We start from the raw sequence: 17,120 nt of genomic DNA on the forward strand, positions 1-17,120 counted from the left end.
GCCGGGGCGCCGCCCGGGCCGCGGGCCCCGCCGCCCCCGCAGAAGAAGGCCCCCGCCCGCGCCCCGGGGCAGGCCCCCCCCCGCCCCCGCCGGCCGCCCGGCCCCGGCCGGAAGACGAGCAAGCGCCGAGTCGACCAGGCCGAAGACCCACACGAGACCACGGCAGCAACACGGGCGCACGCGGGGGCGTCACGGAGCGGGCGGCGCGCAGCCCCATGCGATGTGGTCGGGTGAGGTCAGCGTCGAGCAGCTCGGCCACGGGATCTCGCCGGTCTGTGGGTCCTGGTCGTGGTCGTAAGACTGCTGTGTCGGGTCCAGGCAAAGCCCGACGCCCGGGACAGCTTGACTGGGGTTGTCCGCGAGGAACGAGAGGAAGCGGCACTCTTCCGTCGTCGCGACTGCGCCGCGTGCCGGGCAGGTGTGGGGGGCTGCCCCCTGCCGCTGCGCGTCGTTGCCCATCAGGGTCTCCACGGGGGTGCAGAACGCGCGGCACACGTAACCGGTGGGGCCCAAGAACGGCGCGTAGCCGGGAGCGCATCCAGAAATGAACACACCGCCGCCAGGTGGGCCGACCGCGACCTCGCCGTGTGTCTGAGTGGCAGCGCCTTGAGCTGGCCGGTTGCACGTGAAGGGGCCGCTGGCGAATCCGTAGCACCCAAGCGTGGGCGTGCCCGGCATGGGCGAACCGCAGGCGGGCGCGTCGTCGTGGAGACGTGTCTGAGACACCGGGTCGCAGCGAGGCACGCACACCCCGGTGGTGGTGTCGTCGACGAAACCCACGAACCGAGTGCACACGAAGTCCGCGCCACAGCCCTCGACCGTCGAACAGAGCTGTAGGCAGAGCCCGGTCAGGCAGAAGTGGCCCGCGGTGCAGGCATCGGGTGCCCCCGAACTCGCTGCAACACACTCGCCGAGGAGGGGGATCGCCCCATCGCTCTCGCACGTGGCTTCGCCGCCGCCGAGGTCATCTTCGATCCATGTGCAGCGCTGGTTGACCCCGCACCCGGTCTGGTCGACCAGGCTGCACGTCCCAACAGCCGCGTCGGTGCCACTGTCATCGGTGCCGCCGTCATTCGAGCCCCCAGCGTCGGTGCCGCCATCTAGGCCGGGACCACACGAGCAGGCGCCGAAGCCGGTGCCCTCCGCGTTGCAGACCTGACCTCCAGAGCACCCGCCGGTGCCCACACACGCGACGGACGCGCCCGGTGTGCACAGCGGTTCGTTGCCGTCACCTCCGCAGCCAGCGATGCAGAGAGAAAGAGTGAGCGCGGCGAGAAGGGTTCCCCTGTTCATGGGGATTGCCTAGCACGTGATCCCCGAGCGTGTCGCCCATACACTTCCGGTGTGAGGAACGTTTCATGACCCAGCGCCCCGATGTCGACCACGCCCCGCTGGGGCAGATGCTCCGGGAGTCAGCCGCAGCCACCGCCTCCGTCCGCGTTGCCCGGCAAGCACTCGGCGGACCACCCGTCGCACGGCCGACGGACAGCTCGAAGTGCGCTGCGTGGGCTGCGGCAGCGTCCTCACCACGGCGCCGCCCGCCAGCGCCCCGGGCGACTTGCCCTAGTCATTCTGCTGACGTAGCTTGGAGGAACGTGCACCGGTTGGTGTGCCGAGCCGACCCCGTCGGCCCCCAAGGCAAAGAAGAACGCATATGCCAAACCTCGGAATGGGCGAGCTCATCGTCATCTTGATCATCGTGATGCTGGTGTTCGGCGCGAGCCGGCTCCCGCAGCTCGGCGAGGGTGTGGGCAAGGCGATCCGCAACCTCAAGCGCGGCCTGGCCGCGGACGACGACATCGACGTCACCCCGGCGGAGAAGCAGGTCAAGCCCGCGTCCAGCGCCCGCAGCGCCACCGAAGAGGTGCGTGACGCCGAAGTCGTCGAGCGCTGAAGCACGCATGACCCAGCGAGTGCCCCGTGCCGCGTTGGGCGCGTGGGCCGTGCGCGAGACCGCCAGCTACCACCTACAGCGCATTGCCCAGGCGTTCAGCCAGGCTGAGCTGGACCTGATGGTGCTGAAGGGGATGTGGCTGCAGGCGTATGCCTACCAAGACCCGGACGAGCGTCCCTTCGCGGACCTCGACCTCCTGGTGAGGCGCAGCGAGCTCGCGGCCGCCGAGGCGGTGCTGGTGCGGCTCGGCTATCGCCTGCAGATCGACGCGCCCGGCGACGTGGCGCGCCTATACGTCTCACGCGAGGGCTTCCAGATCGACCTGCACTACGACCTGTTCCCGGACGGGCTCTTCACGCTGCGGGGGGAGCACCTCTTCCTGCGAGGGCTGCAGGACACGCGGCTGGTGGGTGTGCCGGTGCGCATCCCGGACCCGTACGACGGCTTCGCCCACCTGGTGGGGCACTTCGCCAAGGGCCGGCACGGGCCCAGCGACACCAAGCTGCTGCGCGACTTCGAAGAGCTGGCGCGCGCGTTTCACCTGCTGCCGTCACGTGCTGCCGCGCACCTGGTGGCCGGCGGGCTGAGGCGCGCCGGGCTGTATGCCCTGCAGTTTCACCGGGACCCGGACAGCTTCGCGTCCCGCACGCGAAGGGCGCTGCCGGCCGACGCGCTGGGACATGCGTTGGTCGGCGCCATCGGTGTGCCCCGCCGCGCAGAGGAGGAGCAGCGTGTGAGTGACCGGCTGTTCGCGTTCGCGCTGGACCATGGCCTGCCGCAGGGCGTCATGGCGTGTGGGCGGCGGGTGCGCGCGTTGTGGCGAGAGGGTGGGGCCCAGCGTGTGTGGACCCCCGCCGACCATGTGCACGAAGGGAGCTCGGTGCGATGAGCGGGCAGCACGAGTTCACTCAGGCCGTGGTGCTGGGCGCGGGCCTCGGAACCCGCCTGCGCCCCATGACCGAGCACCTGCCCAAGCCCGGCGTGCCGCTCGCACACGTTCCAGTCGCCGCCCACACCATCGCGCACCTCGTGGCGGCGGGGGTGGACGCCGTCGCGGTGAACACGCACTACCTGGCCGAGGCGCTCGAGGGCGCGCTGCCACAGCACGTGCCGGCCGGGCTGACCCTGCGCTTCTCGCGCGAGGCCGAGCTGCTGGGCACCGGCGGCGGCATCCGCGCGGCGTGGGCGCTGCTGGACCCGGCGAAGCCTCTGCTGGTGATGAACGGGGACATCCTGTTCCGGCCCGACCTGCGGCGCGCGACGGCCATGCACCGAGAGCGGGGCGCGCTAGCCACCATGATCGTGCGTGAGCACCCCGAGGCCCACCGCCTGGGCGCCATCGAGACGGCCGCGGACGGGCGCGTGGTGCGCTTGCTGGGAGCGCCTGCCCAGCGTGTGCCCGACAGCGTCTGGATGTTCACGGGCGTGCACCTGCTCTCGCCGGCGGCGTTCCACGACCTCCCGCAGGAGGGCTGCATCGTGCGGCAGGCGTACCGCCATTGGGTGGACGCCGAGCGCCCGGTCTATGCGCTGCCCAGCGAAGCCAGCTTCCGCGACGTGGGTACGCACGCCGAGTACCTCGCCGCCCACCTCGACGCCCTGGACGCCGAGCTGCTGGCCGAGCCCGTCCACCCCAGCGCACAGCTGGGGGAGGGGGCCGTGGTGACCCGCAGCTGGGTCGGGGCCGAGGCTCGCGTCGCACCCGGAGTGCACCTCCACGAGTGCGTGGTGTGGCCCGATACCGAGGTCCGCGAGAGCGCCTCGCGGGCCATCATTGGCCCTTTCGGCGTCGTCGAAGTCGGCTGACGGCTCAGCGGCGAACCCACTCGAGCGCCCTGTCGCAGCCCTCCTCGAAGACCGCGAGCGCGTGATCGGCGAACGCCTCGACGCTGGGCAGCTGTCCCACCTGAGCGCCGTGCTCCACCAGCAGCACGCTGCCGTCCGGCAGGAGCAACGGGCCCTGGGCCTGGTCCTCGCCACCAATCACCGGCAGCCGGCCGATGCCCAGCGCCGTGCCGCGATAGGCGAGCTGCGCGCGAAGGGGTGGGAGGGTGGAGAACCCCGCGAGCCCGCGCACCCAGCCATCTTCCACGCTGTACATCACCGAGGCACCCACCTGAATCGAGGTGCCCATGCGGTTTCCATCCCGCGTCACGCTGGCCGACGCGCCACACGTCCCGCTGCACAGGAGGTCCCGCATCGCCGCCGGGAGGGCAAAGCCCATGTTCTCCTCGACCCAAGCGAGCGTCTCCTCGGTGGTAGGGATTCCCCAATACACCGCGCCGTCAGCGACGATTCCAGACCCAGCGTTCGTCTCCCCCTCGATCCGCCGAGCCACGCGCTCAGCGCGGTACAGCCGCTGCAGCCAAGCGTCGTCGTCGTGCCGCGTCACCACCTCGAAGCGCCCCCGCACCAGCCACTTGTGCAGACGCCTCTCCGCGTCCGCCAAGGCCTCCGCCCGCGACGCGAACGTCACTGGCTCCACCCGCTCCGCCTTCAGCCACCGGCTCTCCACCACCAGCACCGCATCCCGCACCCGCAGGAACACGTCCTTCCGGCTCCGCTTCTCGCACAGGTGGACGATCATGGCCCCCTTGGCCGGAGATCAGCCTACTCCGACGACTTTGGCTAGAACCGCGGTAATGTTGTCCGGCCCGCCGTTGCTGTTGGCCTTGTCGATGAGCGCCTTGGTGGCCGTCTTGAGGTCGGAGTGGGTGTTGACCACCTCTTCGATCTCCTTGTCCGTGGCCGGGCCGCAGAGGCCGTCGCTGCACAGCACGTAGATGTCGCCCGGCTGGGGCTTGTCCAGCATGGTGTCTACCTTGACGTGCTCCTTCATGCCGAGGGCGCGCACGATGACGTTCTTGTGCGGGAAGTTGGCGATCTCTTCCTCGCTCAGGCGCTTCATCTTGATGTAGTCGTTGAGCAGCGAGTGGTCCTCGGTGAGCTGCTCGAGCTTGCCCTCGCGGATGCGGTACACGCGGCTGTCGCCGACGTGAGCGATGAGCACGCCCTCGTCCACGACCAAGATGCCGCAGATGGTGGTGCCCATGCCGCGCAGCTTGGGGTCCCGCTGGGCGGCCTCGTAGATCCGCAGGTTGGCGAGCTTGATGCTCGTCATGAGGCGGTTCTCTTCGTAGCCCCGCGACTTGTCCATCTTGTATGGCCAGGTCGCCTCGGGATCCGCGTGGGTGGCGCGGAAGAACTCGCGCAGGGTGTCGATCGCCATCTGGCTGGCGACCTCGCCCGAGGCGTGCCCACCCATTCCATCGGCGACGACGTAGAGGTTGTACTCGTCGATCACATCGAAGTTGTCTTCGTTGTGGGCTCGCTTCATGCCGACGTCGGTATGTCCGACGGCCAGCACACGGGCACGGGATGCCATTTGGTTGTCGCCTTGGCTGAGCAGCAGTTCCACCGGACAGCAGCGCCCGGTTGCGCGAAGGTACAAACGATGACGCCCTGACGTCAATCAACTGCTTGAAGCGGGGCCGTATTTTGGGACGCCCGGCGGATTCCGGCTACAGAAGGAAGTCCAGGCCTTGCTGTCCGTCCCCGGGCCGTGTACCTGAGGTCCATGCCGGAAGAGATCAAGCGCGAGCTGCTGGCGATTGCAGACGCACTCGATGGACTGCTGCACTGGGAGACCGAGCTGTCGGGTGACGGCTTCCCCACGGTGAAGGCGGGCGAGGTGCTGCGCCCGTCCGCCGCGCCCGCCGAGACACGGCATGTGCAGGCTGCAGCTGCAGCCCCGGCTCCGGCCGACCAGCCGGCGCGTCCTGTGCCCACCCTTGCAGTCCCCGAGCCTCCCGCCACCGTGAGCGGGGGTGTCGCCGCCCCGGCACGGCCCGTCGAAAAGCCCCCAACGCTGCCCGTGCTGCAGGCCCAGGCGGCGGTGTGCACGGCCTGCGGGCTGCACTCGGGCCGCACCACCAGCGTGTTCGCGCGCGGCAACCCCGAGGCCGAGCTGGTGTTCGTGGGGGAGGGGCCCGGCTACCACGAGGACCAGGCCGGGGAGCCCTTCGTGGGGCAGGCGGGGCAGCTCCTGGACAAGATGATCGTGGCCATGGGCTACGGCCGAGACGACGTCTACATCTGCAACGTGGTGAAGTGCCGCCCGCCCGACAACCGCACGCCGCTCGCCGAAGAGGCGGCCGCCTGCGAGCCCTACCTGCGCGGCCAGCTCGCCAACGTGAACCCGCGCGCCATCGTGGCGCTGGGGAAGTGCGCCACCGAGGCGCTGGGCTGCATGAGCGACGGGCAGAAGCGCTGGCGCGGCGTGTGGTCCGAGTACGCGGGCATCCCGGTCATGCCCACCTATCACCCGGCTTTCCTGCTGCGCAGCCCGCAGTTCAAGCGGGACGTGTGGGAAGACCTGCAGGTGGTCATGACCAAGCTGGGGAGGCCACGATGACGTCGCGCTCCACGCCGCCGCCCGCTCTGCCGCCCAGCCTGCCGGTGCAAAGGCGCCGCCCGCCCAACCCGCGCGAAGAAACCTACCTCGAGGACGAGGGCGCGCTGCTCCACGGGCTGTTGCTGGACGAGGACGAGGTGATCGGGCTGGACGACGCGCCCTCGCGGCTGGACGACCCGGCCGAGTCATTGCCGCATGACGGCGACCGCGATGGAGACACGCTCCAGCGCTGGCACGACGTGGGACCCGCCGAAGACGCGGTGGACCTCGCCTCGGCGCTGACTCCCGACGCCGACGAGAGCGGCTACACGCGCGAGGGGGACGCGGTGGGCATCGACGGGGACCTGGCCACGGAGGACCTCTTCGCGGGGCTCGCCGGACGCTATGCGGGGGACGATGACCCTGCGGTGCTGGGGGACGAGCTGCTCTCGGACCTGGCGCTGCCCGCGCTGCCCGCGCTCTCGTCGGACGACGATGGCGACGCCGAGCTGGGCCCGGACGAGGACGTGGACGCGCTGGCCGCGGCCATGGTGCGACGTGCCGCGGATCGGCGAGGACCACGGGGCGCCGGCGAGGGGTGACGTCGCCGGGCGCCGAGCCGCGCGTCGCGCGCCTGGTTCACGCTCTGCGTGTGGGCTTGGGCGCGGCCGAAGACTCCGTTCGCACAGAACTCGGGCTGGCCGCCGAGACCGACGATCGAGACGTGGCCCACACGCTCGTGCAGATCCTGTCGGCGTGCCACGCGGGCGTCCTGCAAGCGGTTCCGGTGGCGGCAGAGCGTGTCGCAGAGCACGAAGTGGAGTGGCCATCGCCCTCAGCCGGAGCGCTCGCGGACTCGTCGTTCATGGGGCAGGTGATGGCGCCGGGGCGCTCCGCCATCGTCGTGGAAGCAATGACCGACGTGAGCACACTGCTCGCGCTGGGACGGGGCGGCACGCTGATGCAACGCCGCGCGGCGCTCGGCCGCCTGGGCACGTTGCTCGACGAGCGGGCCCTGAGTGGTGAGCCCCTGCGCGCCGCCATCGACGGCATCTCCGAGAACCGCGACGTGGCGCTGGCGTACGAGCTCTTGGCCGTGCGAGCGCGGCTGCCCGGGGGGGGGGGGGGGGGGGGGGCGGGGGGGGGGGTGGCGGGGGGGTCCTCGGGTGGCGGGCCCGCCGAGGGCTGGCCTGGCCCTTGCCCGGCTCTGGCGTGCGCACGGGGCCGGTGGGCTACGAGGGCATCTTCGCGCGCGCCGATCGTGCCGTGTCTGACGTGCGGGGGCGCTATCAGAGCGCGCTCACGGGCCACCCTGGGCTGGCCGAGCCGTTCGTGGTGTTCGCCCCCGCGCGCCTTTCCCGTGAGGCTGGCCTCGCGCTCGAGGACGCCACCGGCGCCTCCCTTCCGCTGCGCGACGCCGACGGGGAGGGCCGCAGCGCCGCGCTCGAGCGCGCCATGATGGGCAGCCTGGAGTGGGTGGTGGGGGCCCTGCACGACCAGGGCGGCCAGCTGGCGATCGACCCGCACGGCTTCGGTGCGCGGGCCGACGGGACCCCGCGCTACGTCCGCCTACGCTGATGGCTGGCTGACCTGGGCGAAGGCGTTGCCCAAAGGGGGCGCCTCTGGCACCTTCGCCGCGATGCTCACGCCCCAAGACCGCCCTGGCCACCCTCACGCGACGCTGCGCCACACGGGCGCCTCCGCGCTGCTGCTCGTGCTCGCGGGGCTCTCGCTGATGACGGCGGCATGCGCCGGCACCACCGCCGCCGTGCCGTTCCGCCGCGCCAAGCTCACGGCCGCCGAAGAGTTCGACTGCGCCCCCGCCGACATTCGCGAGACGGGCGGGCAGGAGTGGCACGAGGGCGCGCGCTACGCGCTCGAGGCCTGCGGGCAGCGCTACACCTACGAGTGCGACGACGAGGGCTGCGAGCGCGCGTGCGACTACGTGCCCGTGGCCTCCACTTTCAGCGGTGAAGGCCCGGCCGAGGGCGATCACGGCGAGCTGGCGCACCACTGGGCGCTGGCCGAGTTCGACTGCCACGACGTGCGCCAGGCCGAGCGCTCGGGAGACCGCTACACGCTCTTCGTCTGCGGCCACGAGGTGGTCTACGACTGCGACGAAGACGAAGGCTGCGAGCGGCGCTGCGATTGAGTGGGATGACGCTGACGCCCGCCGAAGAGGCAGTGCGCCACGCGGCGGTGGAGCGGACCGAGGCGTGGCGCGAGCGCGACGGCGAGCGCCGCTTGCGAGGCGTGGTGCACACGCCCTCCGAGCTGGCGCGGGCCATGGCGGAGCGTGCGCATGCCGCGCTGCTGGGGCTGGGCGCCGCGGGCGGCCTGGCTGACCCGAGCGTGCACCTGGTGGACCCCAGCTGCGGCACGGGCACTTTCCTGGCGGCGGCGCACGGGGTGGCGTCGCTGCGCTCGGCAGCCGGCTCGCGCCCGTGGCGGGTGACCGGCTGGGACCTCGACGCGGCGGCGGTGGAGAGCACGCGGAGCGCGCTCACGGGGGTCTTCGCAGACACGACGTGGCCGTTGGTACTCGAGACCGGCGACACGCTCGCACAGCACGTGGAGCCCGGCCCGGGCGGACGGGTGGTGGTGCTGGGCAACCCGCCGTGGGCGGCGCGCTCCGAGAACCGCGGTGACGCGCGCATGGAGGCGCTGCTCGAGGACTTCCGGCGAGACGCCGACGGCGAGCGCCTGAGCGAGCGCAAGCTCGGGGTTCTCTCGGACGCCTACGTGCGCTTCCTGCGCTGGGCGTGTGAGGCCGTGTTGGGTGCGCCGCAGGGTGGGGTGGTGTCACTGGTCATGAACGCCTCGTTCATCGACGGGCCGGTGCACCGCGGGTTGCGCGCTGCCCTGTGCCGCTGGTTCGAGGGGGTCTCCATCTGGGACCTGGGGGGGAGCGCCCTGATCGCTCGGCAGGGTGAGCGCGACGACAACGTGTTCGGCGTGCGCCCCGGCGTGGCCGTGCTCACAGCGTGGACCGGCGGCGCGCCGAGCGGTCCTCATCCGGCCGTGGTGCGTAGCTGGCGGCTGCGCGGCACGCTCGACAGCAAGTGGGCTGCTCTGCGCGAGTGGTCCACGCACGAGGGGCCGCCGCACGCGCCCCAGCCGCCGCACTTCGCCTTCGGGCCGCAGCTCGGCGAGGACTGGCCCACGAGCTATGTGGCGCTCCCCAGCCTCATGCCTTTCCATCAGGAGGGTGTGCAGACCAACCGTGACGAGCTGGTGGTGGACCGCAGCGCGGCGCGGCTTCGAGCGCGGGTGGAGCGCATCGTCGCCGGCCGTGACGACGCGGACCTGGCACGCGCCTACGAGGCGAGCGGGCACTACTCCCCCACACATGCGCGCGAGGTGCTGGCGCGCGCCTGGGCCAGCGATGAAGCGAGCTGTGTCGCGCCCATCGCCTACCGCCCCTTCGAGCCGGGATACTTCATCCCCGTGGCGCCGCTCTGCCACCGCCCGCGCCCCGAGCTGCTGCGGGCCATGGCCTACAGCCGGCTGGCGCTGGTCACGGTGCGCAAAGACCGTGGCGAGCGGCCGTGGGCGCACGCGCTCGCGGTCAGCGCCATCCCGGACAACTGCCTGTTGTCGTCGCGCTCGTCCTGCCGTGCCCGCGCGTTCCCCACGCATGACCCCGAGGGCGCGCCCAACCTGGATGCCGACGTCGTGCGGAGCTGGGCCGCGGCGCTCACGGCGCCCCCCACGCCCGCCCAAGTGGTGGCCTGGGGGCTCCTGTGGCTCATGGCCCCGGCCTACCGCACGCGCTTCGACGCGCTCTTGAAGCAGGACTACCCGCGGCTCCCACCGCCGCTGAGCGACCACGAGTGGCAAGCGGGCGTGGCCGTGGGGCAGGCCCTGGTGGATCTCTGCACCCGCGACGACGGCACGCGGCTGCCCGAGCGTATTGACCTGGGCCACCACCGTGAGGTGCGCGCGCCCTGGGGTTTCCTCCGTGCGGTCGCGGCGGCGGATACCTTCGTGCAGGCCCGATTCGCGTGCCCCGACCAGCCCGATTGACGGAACCGTGACGGTCCCCTAGCGTAGGCTGACGTCGTGCTGAAGCCTGAGCGAAAATCGAGTATTTCCGTGCGATTGCGGCGTGCCCCCACGCAGTACAAGCCGGTCTCGCGCATCGCGGTGGGTGGCATGGCGGAGGTGTGGCGTGGCACCGCCACCTTCGAGGGCGGCGACGAGTATCCCGTGGCCATCAAGCGCGTGCTGCCGCACATCACGGACCCGCTGTTTCGCGCCATGTTCAAGGACGAAGCGCGGCTGGGAATGACCCTGCGCCACCCCAACATCGTGCCGGTCTACGACGCGCGCGACATCGGCGGCACGTACCTCATGATCATGGAGTTGGTGGACGGCGACTCGCTGAAGGGCCTGCTGGATCGCGCGTTCGAGGCCGCGCGCCCCATGCCGGAGTCCACCGCGCTGTACATCGCGCAGCAGCTCGCCGCCGGCATCGCGTACGCGCACACGGCCGTGGATGCCAATGGCAAGCCCATGAACATCATCCACCGCGACGTCTCACCCCACAACTTGCTGCTTGGCAAGAACGGCGTGGTGAAGCTCACCGACTTCGGGCTCGCCGACGCGGCAGACAACAGCGCCCTCGGCGAGGGCATGATCGGCGGGAAGTTCGGCTATCTCGCGCCGGAGATTGTGCGCCAAGAGCCCCATGGTCAGCCGGTGGACGTGTTCGCGCTGGGCGTCATCCTCTGGGAGATGCTGGCCGGACGGCGCTTGTTCCATGGCCGCGACGACGCCGAGACCGTGCGCAAGGTGGCGGCGTGCGAGGTGCCGCCGCTGCCGGCCGTGAACCCGCGCGTGAGCGGTGCCGTGGACGAGCTGGTGCGGCACACCTTGCAGTCGCAGCCGGTCAATCGCATCCCCAGCGCAGCTGACTTCTCGGACGAGGCACTGGGGCTGCTGGCACGCATCGATAGCGAGGTGGGGCCCAAGGACGTGCAGCTGCTCATGGGGCTGCACTCGGCCATGAAGGCCCGCAAGGTCGAGGCGCGCTCGGCGGCGTCGCTCCAAGAAGAGATGGACGTCGCCCAGATGCTGTCCGGCGAGCTCGATGCCTTTGCCGCGGCGCAGCAGGGCAAGACCGTGGAGCTGGGCGCGCAGCCCCTCGACCCGAACGCGTTCGGCATCGCGTCGCTGTTCGGTGGCGGCAACGTGGGGCCGTTCACTCCCAAGCGCTGAGCGCACGGGCGCGGGCTGTCTAGCGCGGCCTACGCTCGAGGCAGGCGCAGCGCACGCGCGCTGATGGGATGGGGCGCGCGCGCCATGAGCTCGCGGGCATAGCGCTCGAGGGCGGCGTGGTCTTCATGCGGGGCGAACAAGATGGTGTCGCGGTGCGGGATGACGGCTACGGCCACGCCGGGCAGCAGGGTGCGCGCATGCGCGTGGGCCTCTGGCAGGACGATGCGCGCCGCGTCGAGGCCGTCGCCCGACTTGCCCGCGAGCCATGTGTGGCCCTGGGCTTCGAGCCGCTCGAACCGCATGGCCCCGGACCGCTGCTGCAGGTTCCGCAGCGCGGCGGCGTGGACCAGCGCCGCGCCGCCGAGCGCGGGGAGCTCCTCGGCGCGCAGGAAGCGCGCGCGGCCGGCGTGCTGCTCCACGTACGCCAGCAGGACGTCCGCCTCGAGCGCCAGCGTGGCGAGCTCCACGCCCTCCGGGAGGTCGCCCGCGAAGCCGACGGACACGGGCCGTGGCAGGAGGCGCGCGAGGCTCTCCGACACCTCTGCGGGGGTCTTGGCACGCGCCGCACCGGTCGCCCCACGGCGCGGCAGCATGGCCACCAGCCGCTCGGCGTCACGCAGCAGGCGCCGCTGTTCTTCCTCCGTGTGCGGCCAGCCTAGGCCGCTCGCCAAGCGGCGCAGGTCGATCTGGGTACCGTCGTCCAGCTCCACGTCCAGCTCGAAGCGCTGGACCGCGTGAGCCTCGGGGTAGTCGCGCGCGAGCGTGGCGTAGAGGGCCGCCAACACGCGTGAGACGGGGCCTCCGTCGTGCGCTTCGGCCTCGGCCAGCGCCAGGCTGTCGGCCAGCGCCAGCAACGGCTGCTCGGCGTCCAGCGCCGCATCGATGGCCGCGAAGGGGTCGAACCAACCACGCGCGCCGAGGCACACGCGATGGCGCCCCTCGGTCTGGCGGTGACCCGCACCACCGTGTGCGTCCAGCGCGAGCAGCCCCAGGTACGCCCCCGCGCCCTCGATGAAGCGGTCCTCTTCGTACGGGTCGTCGCCTTCGGCTTCGTGGCAGAAGGCGTCCAGCGTCCGCCCGAGCGCCTCGGCAGCCTGGACGCCACGCGCATTGGGGTCGAGCGAGCGCCAGGCGCAGAACGTGAGCGCCGCCGCACGCAACGGACCGGCGCGCTCGCTCAGCTCGTCCAGCCAGCCCGGCATGCGCTCACTGTCCCTGCAGCAGCCCCACGACGATCGCGCCGCCGATGAGGACGGCGATGATCAACAGGAACACTCCGGCGCCCTTGCCGCCCTCGGGCGGCCTGTCGTAGGGGCTCGGGGCGTGGGTGGGTACCTCGCTGCCGGGGGACGATGTGGGTGTCGCCACGGAGGCGGGCAGGCTGTCCGCCGGGCCCTCGGTCGGGGTGGTGGTGCTGGGCTTGGTTTGCTTGCCTTTGGCCATGTCTCTTTCCGGATAGCACATCTTCTCGCGGAGGGGCTCGCTTGCCGGCCACTCGTTCGCGTCTGGCCCTTGCGTTCGGTCCCCTCACCGCGATGATGCGGAGATGGCAAGCTCCTCTTCCCTCGCGGACATCTTGGCTGTGCTCGAGCGCGTGCCCTTCCTGGGGGGCCTCAAGCGCGACGCCGGCGCGCTCCGCCGCGTGGTCTATTTGCGTCGCGTGCCGCGCGTGCTGGTGGTGGGTCCACGGGGCGCCGGCAAGACCAGCCTGCTCAACACGCTGCTGGGGCGGCCGGCGCTGCCTCTCGACGCAGCGCTCAGTCATGGCGCTTGGATTGGTGTGGACGCTGCGGGCGCCAAGGTGGACTGGCTGGAGCTCGACCCGCTCGACCCGGGCGCTCCGCGTGCCATGCGTCTGGCTCTCGACGAGCGCGCGGTGGACGTGGTGCTGTTCCTCGCGGATCCGGCCCAGGTGGAGGCGGGGCTGGGCGACGCGCTCGATGGCTTCAAGCGGTCGCTCGCCACCCTCGAGCTGCGCGAGCGGCCCACCATCCTGGCGGCGCTCACCAAGGCGGACCGCGCCGCGAAGCAGGCCGGCGGTTTCGGCGACGCGCAGCGCATCACCATCGATCTCTTGCGCCAGCGCCTCTCGCGCCAGCTCGGTGAAGCTGGCATCCAGCCCGCGGACGTGTTCGCCGTGTCCCGTGAGGCGGCCGCCGAGGACGAACCGCCCTACGGCACGAGGGAGCTGTCCGAGGCCATCGTGTTGGCGATGCCCGACGAGGCCATCATCGAATGCGCGCGCTCGTTCTACCTGGCCCGCGAGGGCCGCGAGCGCGTGGCGCAGCGGGTGGTCCAGGCCAGCGGCACCCTGGCCGTGACCGTGGCCATCACCCCCGTGCCGCTCTCGGACATGGCCATCATCGCGCCGCTGCAGGCCATGATGGTCACCGCGGTGGCGTACATCTCGGGCCGCCCGTGGGACCTCCGCACGGCAGCGGAGTGGGCCACGGGCCTCGGCGTGGTGGGGGGCGCGGGGCTCGGCCTGCGCTGGACCGCCCAGCAGTTGGTGAAGCTGGTTCCGGGCGCCGGCAGCATCGTGTCGGCCACCATCGCGGGCGCCGGCACCACGGCCCTGGGCAAGAGCGCCATGGCCTACTTCCTCGGTGTGCCGGGCAACACACCCGTGCTGCCGGCCGCTTGAAGCGCGCGCTCGGCGGGCGTCAATAGCAGGCGGCCTGGCACCTGCGGTACTGGGCCTGGCAGGCGCTGTGGCAGGCGCGGGTGCGGTCGTCACAGCGCGGGATGCACTCCTCCCAGCTCACTCGGCAAACGGGGTCGCACGCGGTGGTCACGGTCACGGGCGGGGGCGGGCGGTAAGCGGCGCGCACCTCGGGAGAGTCCGGGCGGGGCGGGCCAACGGGGCCCGCGTCGGTTCCGGCCGCGACGGCGCCTTCCAGGAGGGGCTCGGGGGTGGCGCCATCCAGCAGTGCGGTGGCTTCTACGCCCGCGTCGCTGGCTTCGGTCGTTTCTGTCACGGGGGGCAGGGGGCTGCCCGGCAGCGGCGGGGCCACTTCGCCGGCCTCGAGGGCGGCCAGCCGGCTGCGCGCGTGGGCCACGCGGTCGGGCGGCTGGCCCGGCGTGTAATGCTCGAGCCACAGCGCCCAGCACTCACGGCGGGTGTCCACGGTGATCTGCGGATCCACGTCGGCTGCGTAACAACGCTCGTAATACGTGTCACTCTCGTGAATCATCCGCAGGCTGGGCCCGCACGCGAGCGCGAGCCCGAGAGCGCCCACCATGAAGACCCGCGAAACCGAGAAGCAAGAGCGCCGTGCAGCCAAGACCATGAGCGGCGACCCTATCATCGAAGCGCCCAAACGAGAAGGTCGCGCGCCCGTGGCCGCGGTCGGTCGCTTCACCGGGAAGGCCTTCGGGTCCCTGTGGTTGGCCTGGAGCGAAGCCGGACTGGTCGAGGTCTCGTTCGGCCCGTTCGAGTGGCTGGAGACGGTGGGGGTCCCCACGCGCGCGGTGCCCAAGGAGTTCGCGGACGCGTTCAAGGCGTACTTCGCCGGCGAGGACGCCCAGCTGCACGCGCTCCCACGCGACGCACGCGGCACGCCCTTTCAGCATCAGGTCTGGGAGGCGCTCTGCCGCATCCCGCGCGGCGCGGTGCGCAGCTACTCCGGCGTGGCCAGCGACATCGGCAACCCGCGGGCCATGCGCGCCGTGGGGCTGGCCAACGGGCGCAACCCGCTGCCCATCGTGGTGCCGTGCCACCGCGTCATCGCGGCCTCGCATCAGCTGGGCGGCTACACCGGTGGGCTCGACCGCAAGCGCGCGCTCTTGGCGCTCGAGGGCGTGCGCATCGAGGGCGACCTCGTGCGCCCGGGCCAGCTCACGCTGTTCGAGGGCTGACGCTCACACGGCGTTTCGCGCGCGCCACCACTCCTGCAGCTCCGTCACGAGCAGGGGTGCCAGCGCCAGCGCGTCCACCACCACGGGCACGGGGCCACCAAAGCTCCGGGCCAGCGCGAGGCCACCGAGCACTGCCAGGCCTCGCGTGAGGGCCTCGCCGCGTGCCAGCGCCCACTCTTCGAGCGCCAGCGGGCTCTCCCCACAGCGACGGTAGGCCTGCCGCAGCGCAGCCACCCAGGCGCCGCCGAGCGCTCCGTAGGCCAGCGCGAGCGGGACACGCAGGCTCACTTCGCGTGCGAGCGTGCCGAACGCCACGGCGCCCACGAACAGCAGACCCAGCGCTAGCGTGAGCCCGCCCCGGAGGCGCGCGCGCTGATAGCTGCGCACCCGCGGGAGGCTGCGCTTGGCCACCGGCTTCGCGCCGCTCGGCTCGATGGCGTCGATGGCGCGCAGCATCTCCGACGCGCTCGCGAAGCGGGCCTCGGGGTCGCGCATCATGGCGCGCTCCACCAGCGCGCTGACCTTCTCCGGCAGCTCGGGGGCCATCTTGGCGAGCGGGGCGGGCGGACCGCTCAGGACGCTGCGCAGCACGCTGTCCGCGTCGCCGCTGTAGGGCGAGCGCCCCGACAGCATGCGGTAGAGCACTGCTCCGGTGGAGTACACGTCGCCGCGCGCGTCCACGGGGCGCCCAGCGGCCTGCTCGGGAGGCATGTACGCGGGCGTGCCCACCACGGCGCCTGCCTTGGTGATGCCGGCGGCGTCCTCCAGCTTCGCCACCCCGAAGTCCAGCACGCGCACGTGGGGGCTGCCTTCGCTCGGCGAGAGGAAGATGTTGGAAGGCTTGATGTCGCGGTGGATGACGTGCGCGGCGTGGGCCGCCTCGAGCCCACGCAGGACCTGCCGCACGATGTCGAGGGCCAGCGGCACGGGGATAGTCTTGCGGCGGCTCAGGTGCTGCTGCAGGTCCTCACCGGTGAGCCGCTCCGTCACCACGGCCGGGCGACCGTCGGGCGTCTCCACCAGGTCCACCACGCGCAGCACGTGGGGGGCGTCCAGGCGGGCGGTGGCCAGCGCCTCACGCTCGAAGCGGGCCCGCGCGATGGGGTGGCTCGCGTAGCGCTGACGCAGCACCTTCACCACCAGCGGCGTCCGCAAGCGCGTGTGCTCGGCCGCGTAGAGCACCCCCATGCCGCCGCGGGCCAGGATGTCCCCCAGGAGGTAGGTGTCGGACAGCACGAGCCCCTCGAGACCCTCACCCGCAGGGTGCGAGGCCGTCACGCGGGCCGTGGTCGAAGCCGGAGACATGGAGCCACTGTCCAGGACGCCCCGCGGCAGCGCAACAAAGCGACATGCCGTGCCCCCCAGGAGGAAGAGCTGCGGTGCGGTCGTGCGAGCGTGCTGCTATGCACGCGTAACCATGAGCGAACACTACTACTGCGCCCACGACCTCGCTCGCTTCGGCGAACTGGGTGAGAACGTCCCGGACCTCACCCGCAAGTTCTTCGACTGGTACGGCGCGGTCTTCGCAGACGGCGCGCTCTCGGCGCGCGAGAAGGCCGTCATCGCGCTGGCCGTCGCCCACGCGCTGCAGTGCCCCTACTGCATCGACGCCTACACCACGGGCGCCATGGAGAAGGGCGCCGACCTCGACCAGCTCACCGAGGCCGTGCACGTGGCCGCCGCCATCCGCGGGGGCGCCTCGCTGGTGCACGGCGTCCAGATGCGCAACATCGCCACCAAGATCGGGATGTGAGC

General features: G+C 71.9%; 19 protein-coding genes. 12 read left to right on the forward strand and 7 right to left on the reverse strand.

Translation table 11 applies throughout. From position 1 onward, the window contains the following. Positions 1 to 189: 189 nt before the first annotated feature. Positions 190 to 1,293, reverse strand: a complete 1,104-nt coding sequence (locus IPI43_08690) for a hypothetical protein (GenBank protein ID MBK7774205.1) — start codon at positions 1,291 to 1,293, stop codon at positions 190 to 192. A 361-nt stretch (positions 1,294 to 1,654) separates the two neighbouring features. Between IPI43_08690 and IPI43_08695 the strand changes: the two genes are divergently transcribed. The 3 genes from IPI43_08695 to IPI43_08705 are packed head-to-tail and all read left to right on the forward strand — an operon-like array spanning position 1,655 to position 3,700. Next, positions 1,655 to 1,894: a twin-arginine translocase TatA/TatE family subunit gene (locus IPI43_08695; protein MBK7774206.1), complete on the forward strand. Its 240-nt coding sequence runs from the start codon at positions 1,655 to 1,657 to the stop codon at positions 1,892 to 1,894. 7 nt (positions 1,895 to 1,901) lie between these two features. Beyond that, positions 1,902 to 2,783: a nucleotidyltransferase family protein gene (locus IPI43_08700; GenBank protein ID MBK7774207.1), complete on the forward strand. Its 882-nt coding sequence runs from the start codon at positions 1,902 to 1,904 to the stop codon at positions 2,781 to 2,783. Beyond that, a complete protein-coding gene (locus tag IPI43_08705; protein ID MBK7774208.1) occupies positions 2,780 to 3,700 on the forward strand; it encodes an NTP transferase domain-containing protein in 921 nt (306 codons plus the stop codon). Before IPI43_08700 ends, IPI43_08705 begins: the two co-directional genes overlap by 4 nt. Positions 3,701 to 3,704: 4 nt before the next feature. On the opposite strand, the gene IPI43_08710 is transcribed toward IPI43_08705, so the two are convergent. Together IPI43_08710 and IPI43_08715 are read right to left on the reverse strand one after the other, a co-directional pair. Then, positions 3,705 to 4,481 carry a hypothetical protein gene (locus IPI43_08710; GenBank protein MBK7774209.1) on the reverse strand — a complete coding sequence of 259 codons (777 nt, stop codon included), beginning with the start codon at positions 4,479 to 4,481 and terminating at the stop codon, positions 3,705 to 3,707. An 18-nt stretch (positions 4,482 to 4,499) separates the two neighbouring features. Further along, positions 4,500 to 5,231 carry a Stp1/IreP family PP2C-type Ser/Thr phosphatase gene (locus tag IPI43_08715; protein ID MBK7774210.1) on the reverse strand — a complete coding sequence of 244 codons (732 nt, stop codon included), beginning with the start codon at positions 5,229 to 5,231 and terminating at the stop codon, positions 4,500 to 4,502. Between the two features lie 240 nt (positions 5,232 to 5,471). Between IPI43_08715 and IPI43_08720 the strand changes: the two genes are divergently transcribed. The 6 genes from IPI43_08720 (at position 5,472) to IPI43_08745 (ending at position 11,507) form a co-directional block, all read left to right on the forward strand. Continuing rightward, positions 5,472 to 6,308 (forward strand): uracil-DNA glycosylase, encoded by an 837-nt coding sequence (locus tag IPI43_08720; protein MBK7774211.1) that lies wholly within the window; start codon positions 5,472 to 5,474, stop codon positions 6,306 to 6,308. Next, a complete protein-coding gene (locus tag IPI43_08725; protein ID MBK7774212.1) occupies positions 6,305 to 6,889 on the forward strand; it encodes a hypothetical protein in 585 nt (194 codons plus the stop codon). The genes IPI43_08720 and IPI43_08725 overlap by 4 nt, the downstream gene beginning before the upstream one ends. A gap of 595 nt (positions 6,890 to 7,484) precedes the next feature. Next, entirely contained in the window at positions 7,485 to 7,865 is a 381-nt protein-coding gene (locus IPI43_08730; GenBank protein MBK7774213.1) for a hypothetical protein, read from the forward strand. 61 nt (positions 7,866 to 7,926) lie between these two features. Then, positions 7,927 to 8,439 (forward strand): hypothetical protein, encoded by a 513-nt coding sequence (locus IPI43_08735; protein MBK7774214.1) that lies wholly within the window; start codon positions 7,927 to 7,929, stop codon positions 8,437 to 8,439. A gap of 5 nt (positions 8,440 to 8,444) precedes the next feature. Then, positions 8,445 to 10,313, forward strand: coding sequence for a hypothetical protein (locus IPI43_08740; protein MBK7774215.1), 1,869 nt, complete (start codon positions 8,445 to 8,447; stop codon positions 10,311 to 10,313). Between the two features lie 36 nt (positions 10,314 to 10,349). After that, positions 10,350 to 11,507 (forward strand): serine/threonine protein kinase, encoded by a 1,158-nt coding sequence (locus IPI43_08745; GenBank protein MBK7774216.1) that lies wholly within the window; start codon positions 10,350 to 10,352, stop codon positions 11,505 to 11,507. 29 nt (positions 11,508 to 11,536) lie between these two features. Here the strand turns inward: IPI43_08745 and IPI43_08750 are convergent, their stop codons facing one another. Further along, positions 11,537 to 12,709, reverse strand: coding sequence for a hypothetical protein (locus tag IPI43_08750; GenBank protein MBK7774217.1), 1,173 nt, complete (start codon positions 12,707 to 12,709; stop codon positions 11,537 to 11,539). Between the two features lie 4 nt (positions 12,710 to 12,713). After that, positions 12,714 to 12,950: a hypothetical protein gene (locus tag IPI43_08755; GenBank protein MBK7774218.1), complete on the reverse strand. Its 237-nt coding sequence runs from the start codon at positions 12,948 to 12,950 to the stop codon at positions 12,714 to 12,716. Between the two features lie 103 nt (positions 12,951 to 13,053). On the opposite strand from IPI43_08755, the gene IPI43_08760 reads away from it, so the two are divergent. Continuing rightward, positions 13,054 to 14,151 (forward strand): DUF697 domain-containing protein, encoded by a 1,098-nt coding sequence (locus IPI43_08760; GenBank protein ID MBK7774219.1) that lies wholly within the window; start codon positions 13,054 to 13,056, stop codon positions 14,149 to 14,151. 19 nt (positions 14,152 to 14,170) lie between these two features. Here the strand turns inward: IPI43_08760 and IPI43_08765 are convergent, their stop codons facing one another. Then, a complete protein-coding gene (locus IPI43_08765; protein ID MBK7774220.1) occupies positions 14,171 to 14,749 on the reverse strand; it encodes a hypothetical protein in 579 nt (192 codons plus the stop codon). Positions 14,750 to 14,795: 46 nt separating this feature from the next. Here IPI43_08765 and IPI43_08770 point away from each other — a divergent pair, with 46 nt between their 5' ends. Continuing rightward, positions 14,796 to 15,365, forward strand: a complete 570-nt coding sequence (locus IPI43_08770; GenBank protein ID MBK7774221.1) for a methylated-DNA--[protein]-cysteine S-methyltransferase — start codon at positions 14,796 to 14,798, stop codon at positions 15,363 to 15,365. 3 nt (positions 15,366 to 15,368) lie between these two features. Here the strand turns inward: IPI43_08770 and IPI43_08775 are convergent, their stop codons facing one another. After that, positions 15,369 to 16,670: a serine/threonine protein kinase gene (locus IPI43_08775; GenBank protein ID MBK7774222.1), complete on the reverse strand. Its 1,302-nt coding sequence runs from the start codon at positions 16,668 to 16,670 to the stop codon at positions 15,369 to 15,371. A 112-nt stretch (positions 16,671 to 16,782) separates the two neighbouring features. Here IPI43_08775 and IPI43_08780 point away from each other — a divergent pair, with 112 nt between their 5' ends. Beyond that, entirely contained in the window at positions 16,783 to 17,118 is a 336-nt protein-coding gene (locus IPI43_08780) for a carboxymuconolactone decarboxylase family protein (GenBank protein MBK7774223.1), read from the forward strand. Positions 17,119 to 17,120 lie beyond the last annotated feature (2 nt).

The organism is Sandaracinaceae bacterium (assembly GCA_016706685.1).
In the GTDB taxonomy this organism is placed as follows: Bacteria; Myxococcota_A; Polyangia; order Polyangiales; family Houyiibacteriaceae; genus JADJJE01.

Coding starts and splice junctions, on each gene's coding strand:
- IPI43_08690 (MBK7774205.1), bottom strand. CDS start 1,293: ATGAACAGGGGAACCCTTCTCGCCGCGCTCACTCTTTCTCTCTGCATC.
- IPI43_08695 (MBK7774206.1), top strand. CDS start 1,655: ATGCCAAACCTCGGAATGGGCGAGCTCATCGTCATCTTGATCATCGTG.
- IPI43_08700 (MBK7774207.1), top strand. CDS start 1,902: ATGACCCAGCGAGTGCCCCGTGCCGCGTTGGGCGCGTGGGCCGTGCGC.
- IPI43_08705 (MBK7774208.1), top strand. CDS start 2,780: ATGAGCGGGCAGCACGAGTTCACTCAGGCCGTGGTGCTGGGCGCGGGC.
- IPI43_08710 (MBK7774209.1), bottom strand. CDS start 4,481: ATGATCGTCCACCTGTGCGAGAAGCGGAGCCGGAAGGACGTGTTCCTG.
- IPI43_08715 (MBK7774210.1), bottom strand. CDS start 5,231: ATGAAGCGAGCCCACAACGAAGACAACTTCGATGTGATCGACGAGTAC.
- IPI43_08720 (MBK7774211.1), top strand. CDS start 5,472: ATGCCGGAAGAGATCAAGCGCGAGCTGCTGGCGATTGCAGACGCACTC.
- IPI43_08725 (MBK7774212.1), top strand. CDS start 6,305: ATGACGTCGCGCTCCACGCCGCCGCCCGCTCTGCCGCCCAGCCTGCCG.
- IPI43_08735 (MBK7774214.1), top strand. CDS start 7,927: ATGCTCACGCCCCAAGACCGCCCTGGCCACCCTCACGCGACGCTGCGC.
- IPI43_08740 (MBK7774215.1), top strand. CDS start 8,445: ATGACGCTGACGCCCGCCGAAGAGGCAGTGCGCCACGCGGCGGTGGAG.
- IPI43_08750 (MBK7774217.1), bottom strand. CDS start 12,709: ATGCCGGGCTGGCTGGACGAGCTGAGCGAGCGCGCCGGTCCGTTGCGT.
- IPI43_08755 (MBK7774218.1), bottom strand. CDS start 12,950: ATGGCCAAAGGCAAGCAAACCAAGCCCAGCACCACCACCCCGACCGAG.
- IPI43_08760 (MBK7774219.1), top strand. CDS start 13,054: ATGGCAAGCTCCTCTTCCCTCGCGGACATCTTGGCTGTGCTCGAGCGC.
- IPI43_08765 (MBK7774220.1), bottom strand. CDS start 14,749: ATGGTGGGCGCTCTCGGGCTCGCGCTCGCGTGCGGGCCCAGCCTGCGG.
- IPI43_08770 (MBK7774221.1), top strand. CDS start 14,796: ATGAGCGGCGACCCTATCATCGAAGCGCCCAAACGAGAAGGTCGCGCG.
- IPI43_08775 (MBK7774222.1), bottom strand. CDS start 16,670: ATGTCTCCGGCTTCGACCACGGCCCGCGTGACGGCCTCGCACCCTGCG.
- IPI43_08780 (MBK7774223.1), top strand. CDS start 16,783: ATGAGCGAACACTACTACTGCGCCCACGACCTCGCTCGCTTCGGCGAA.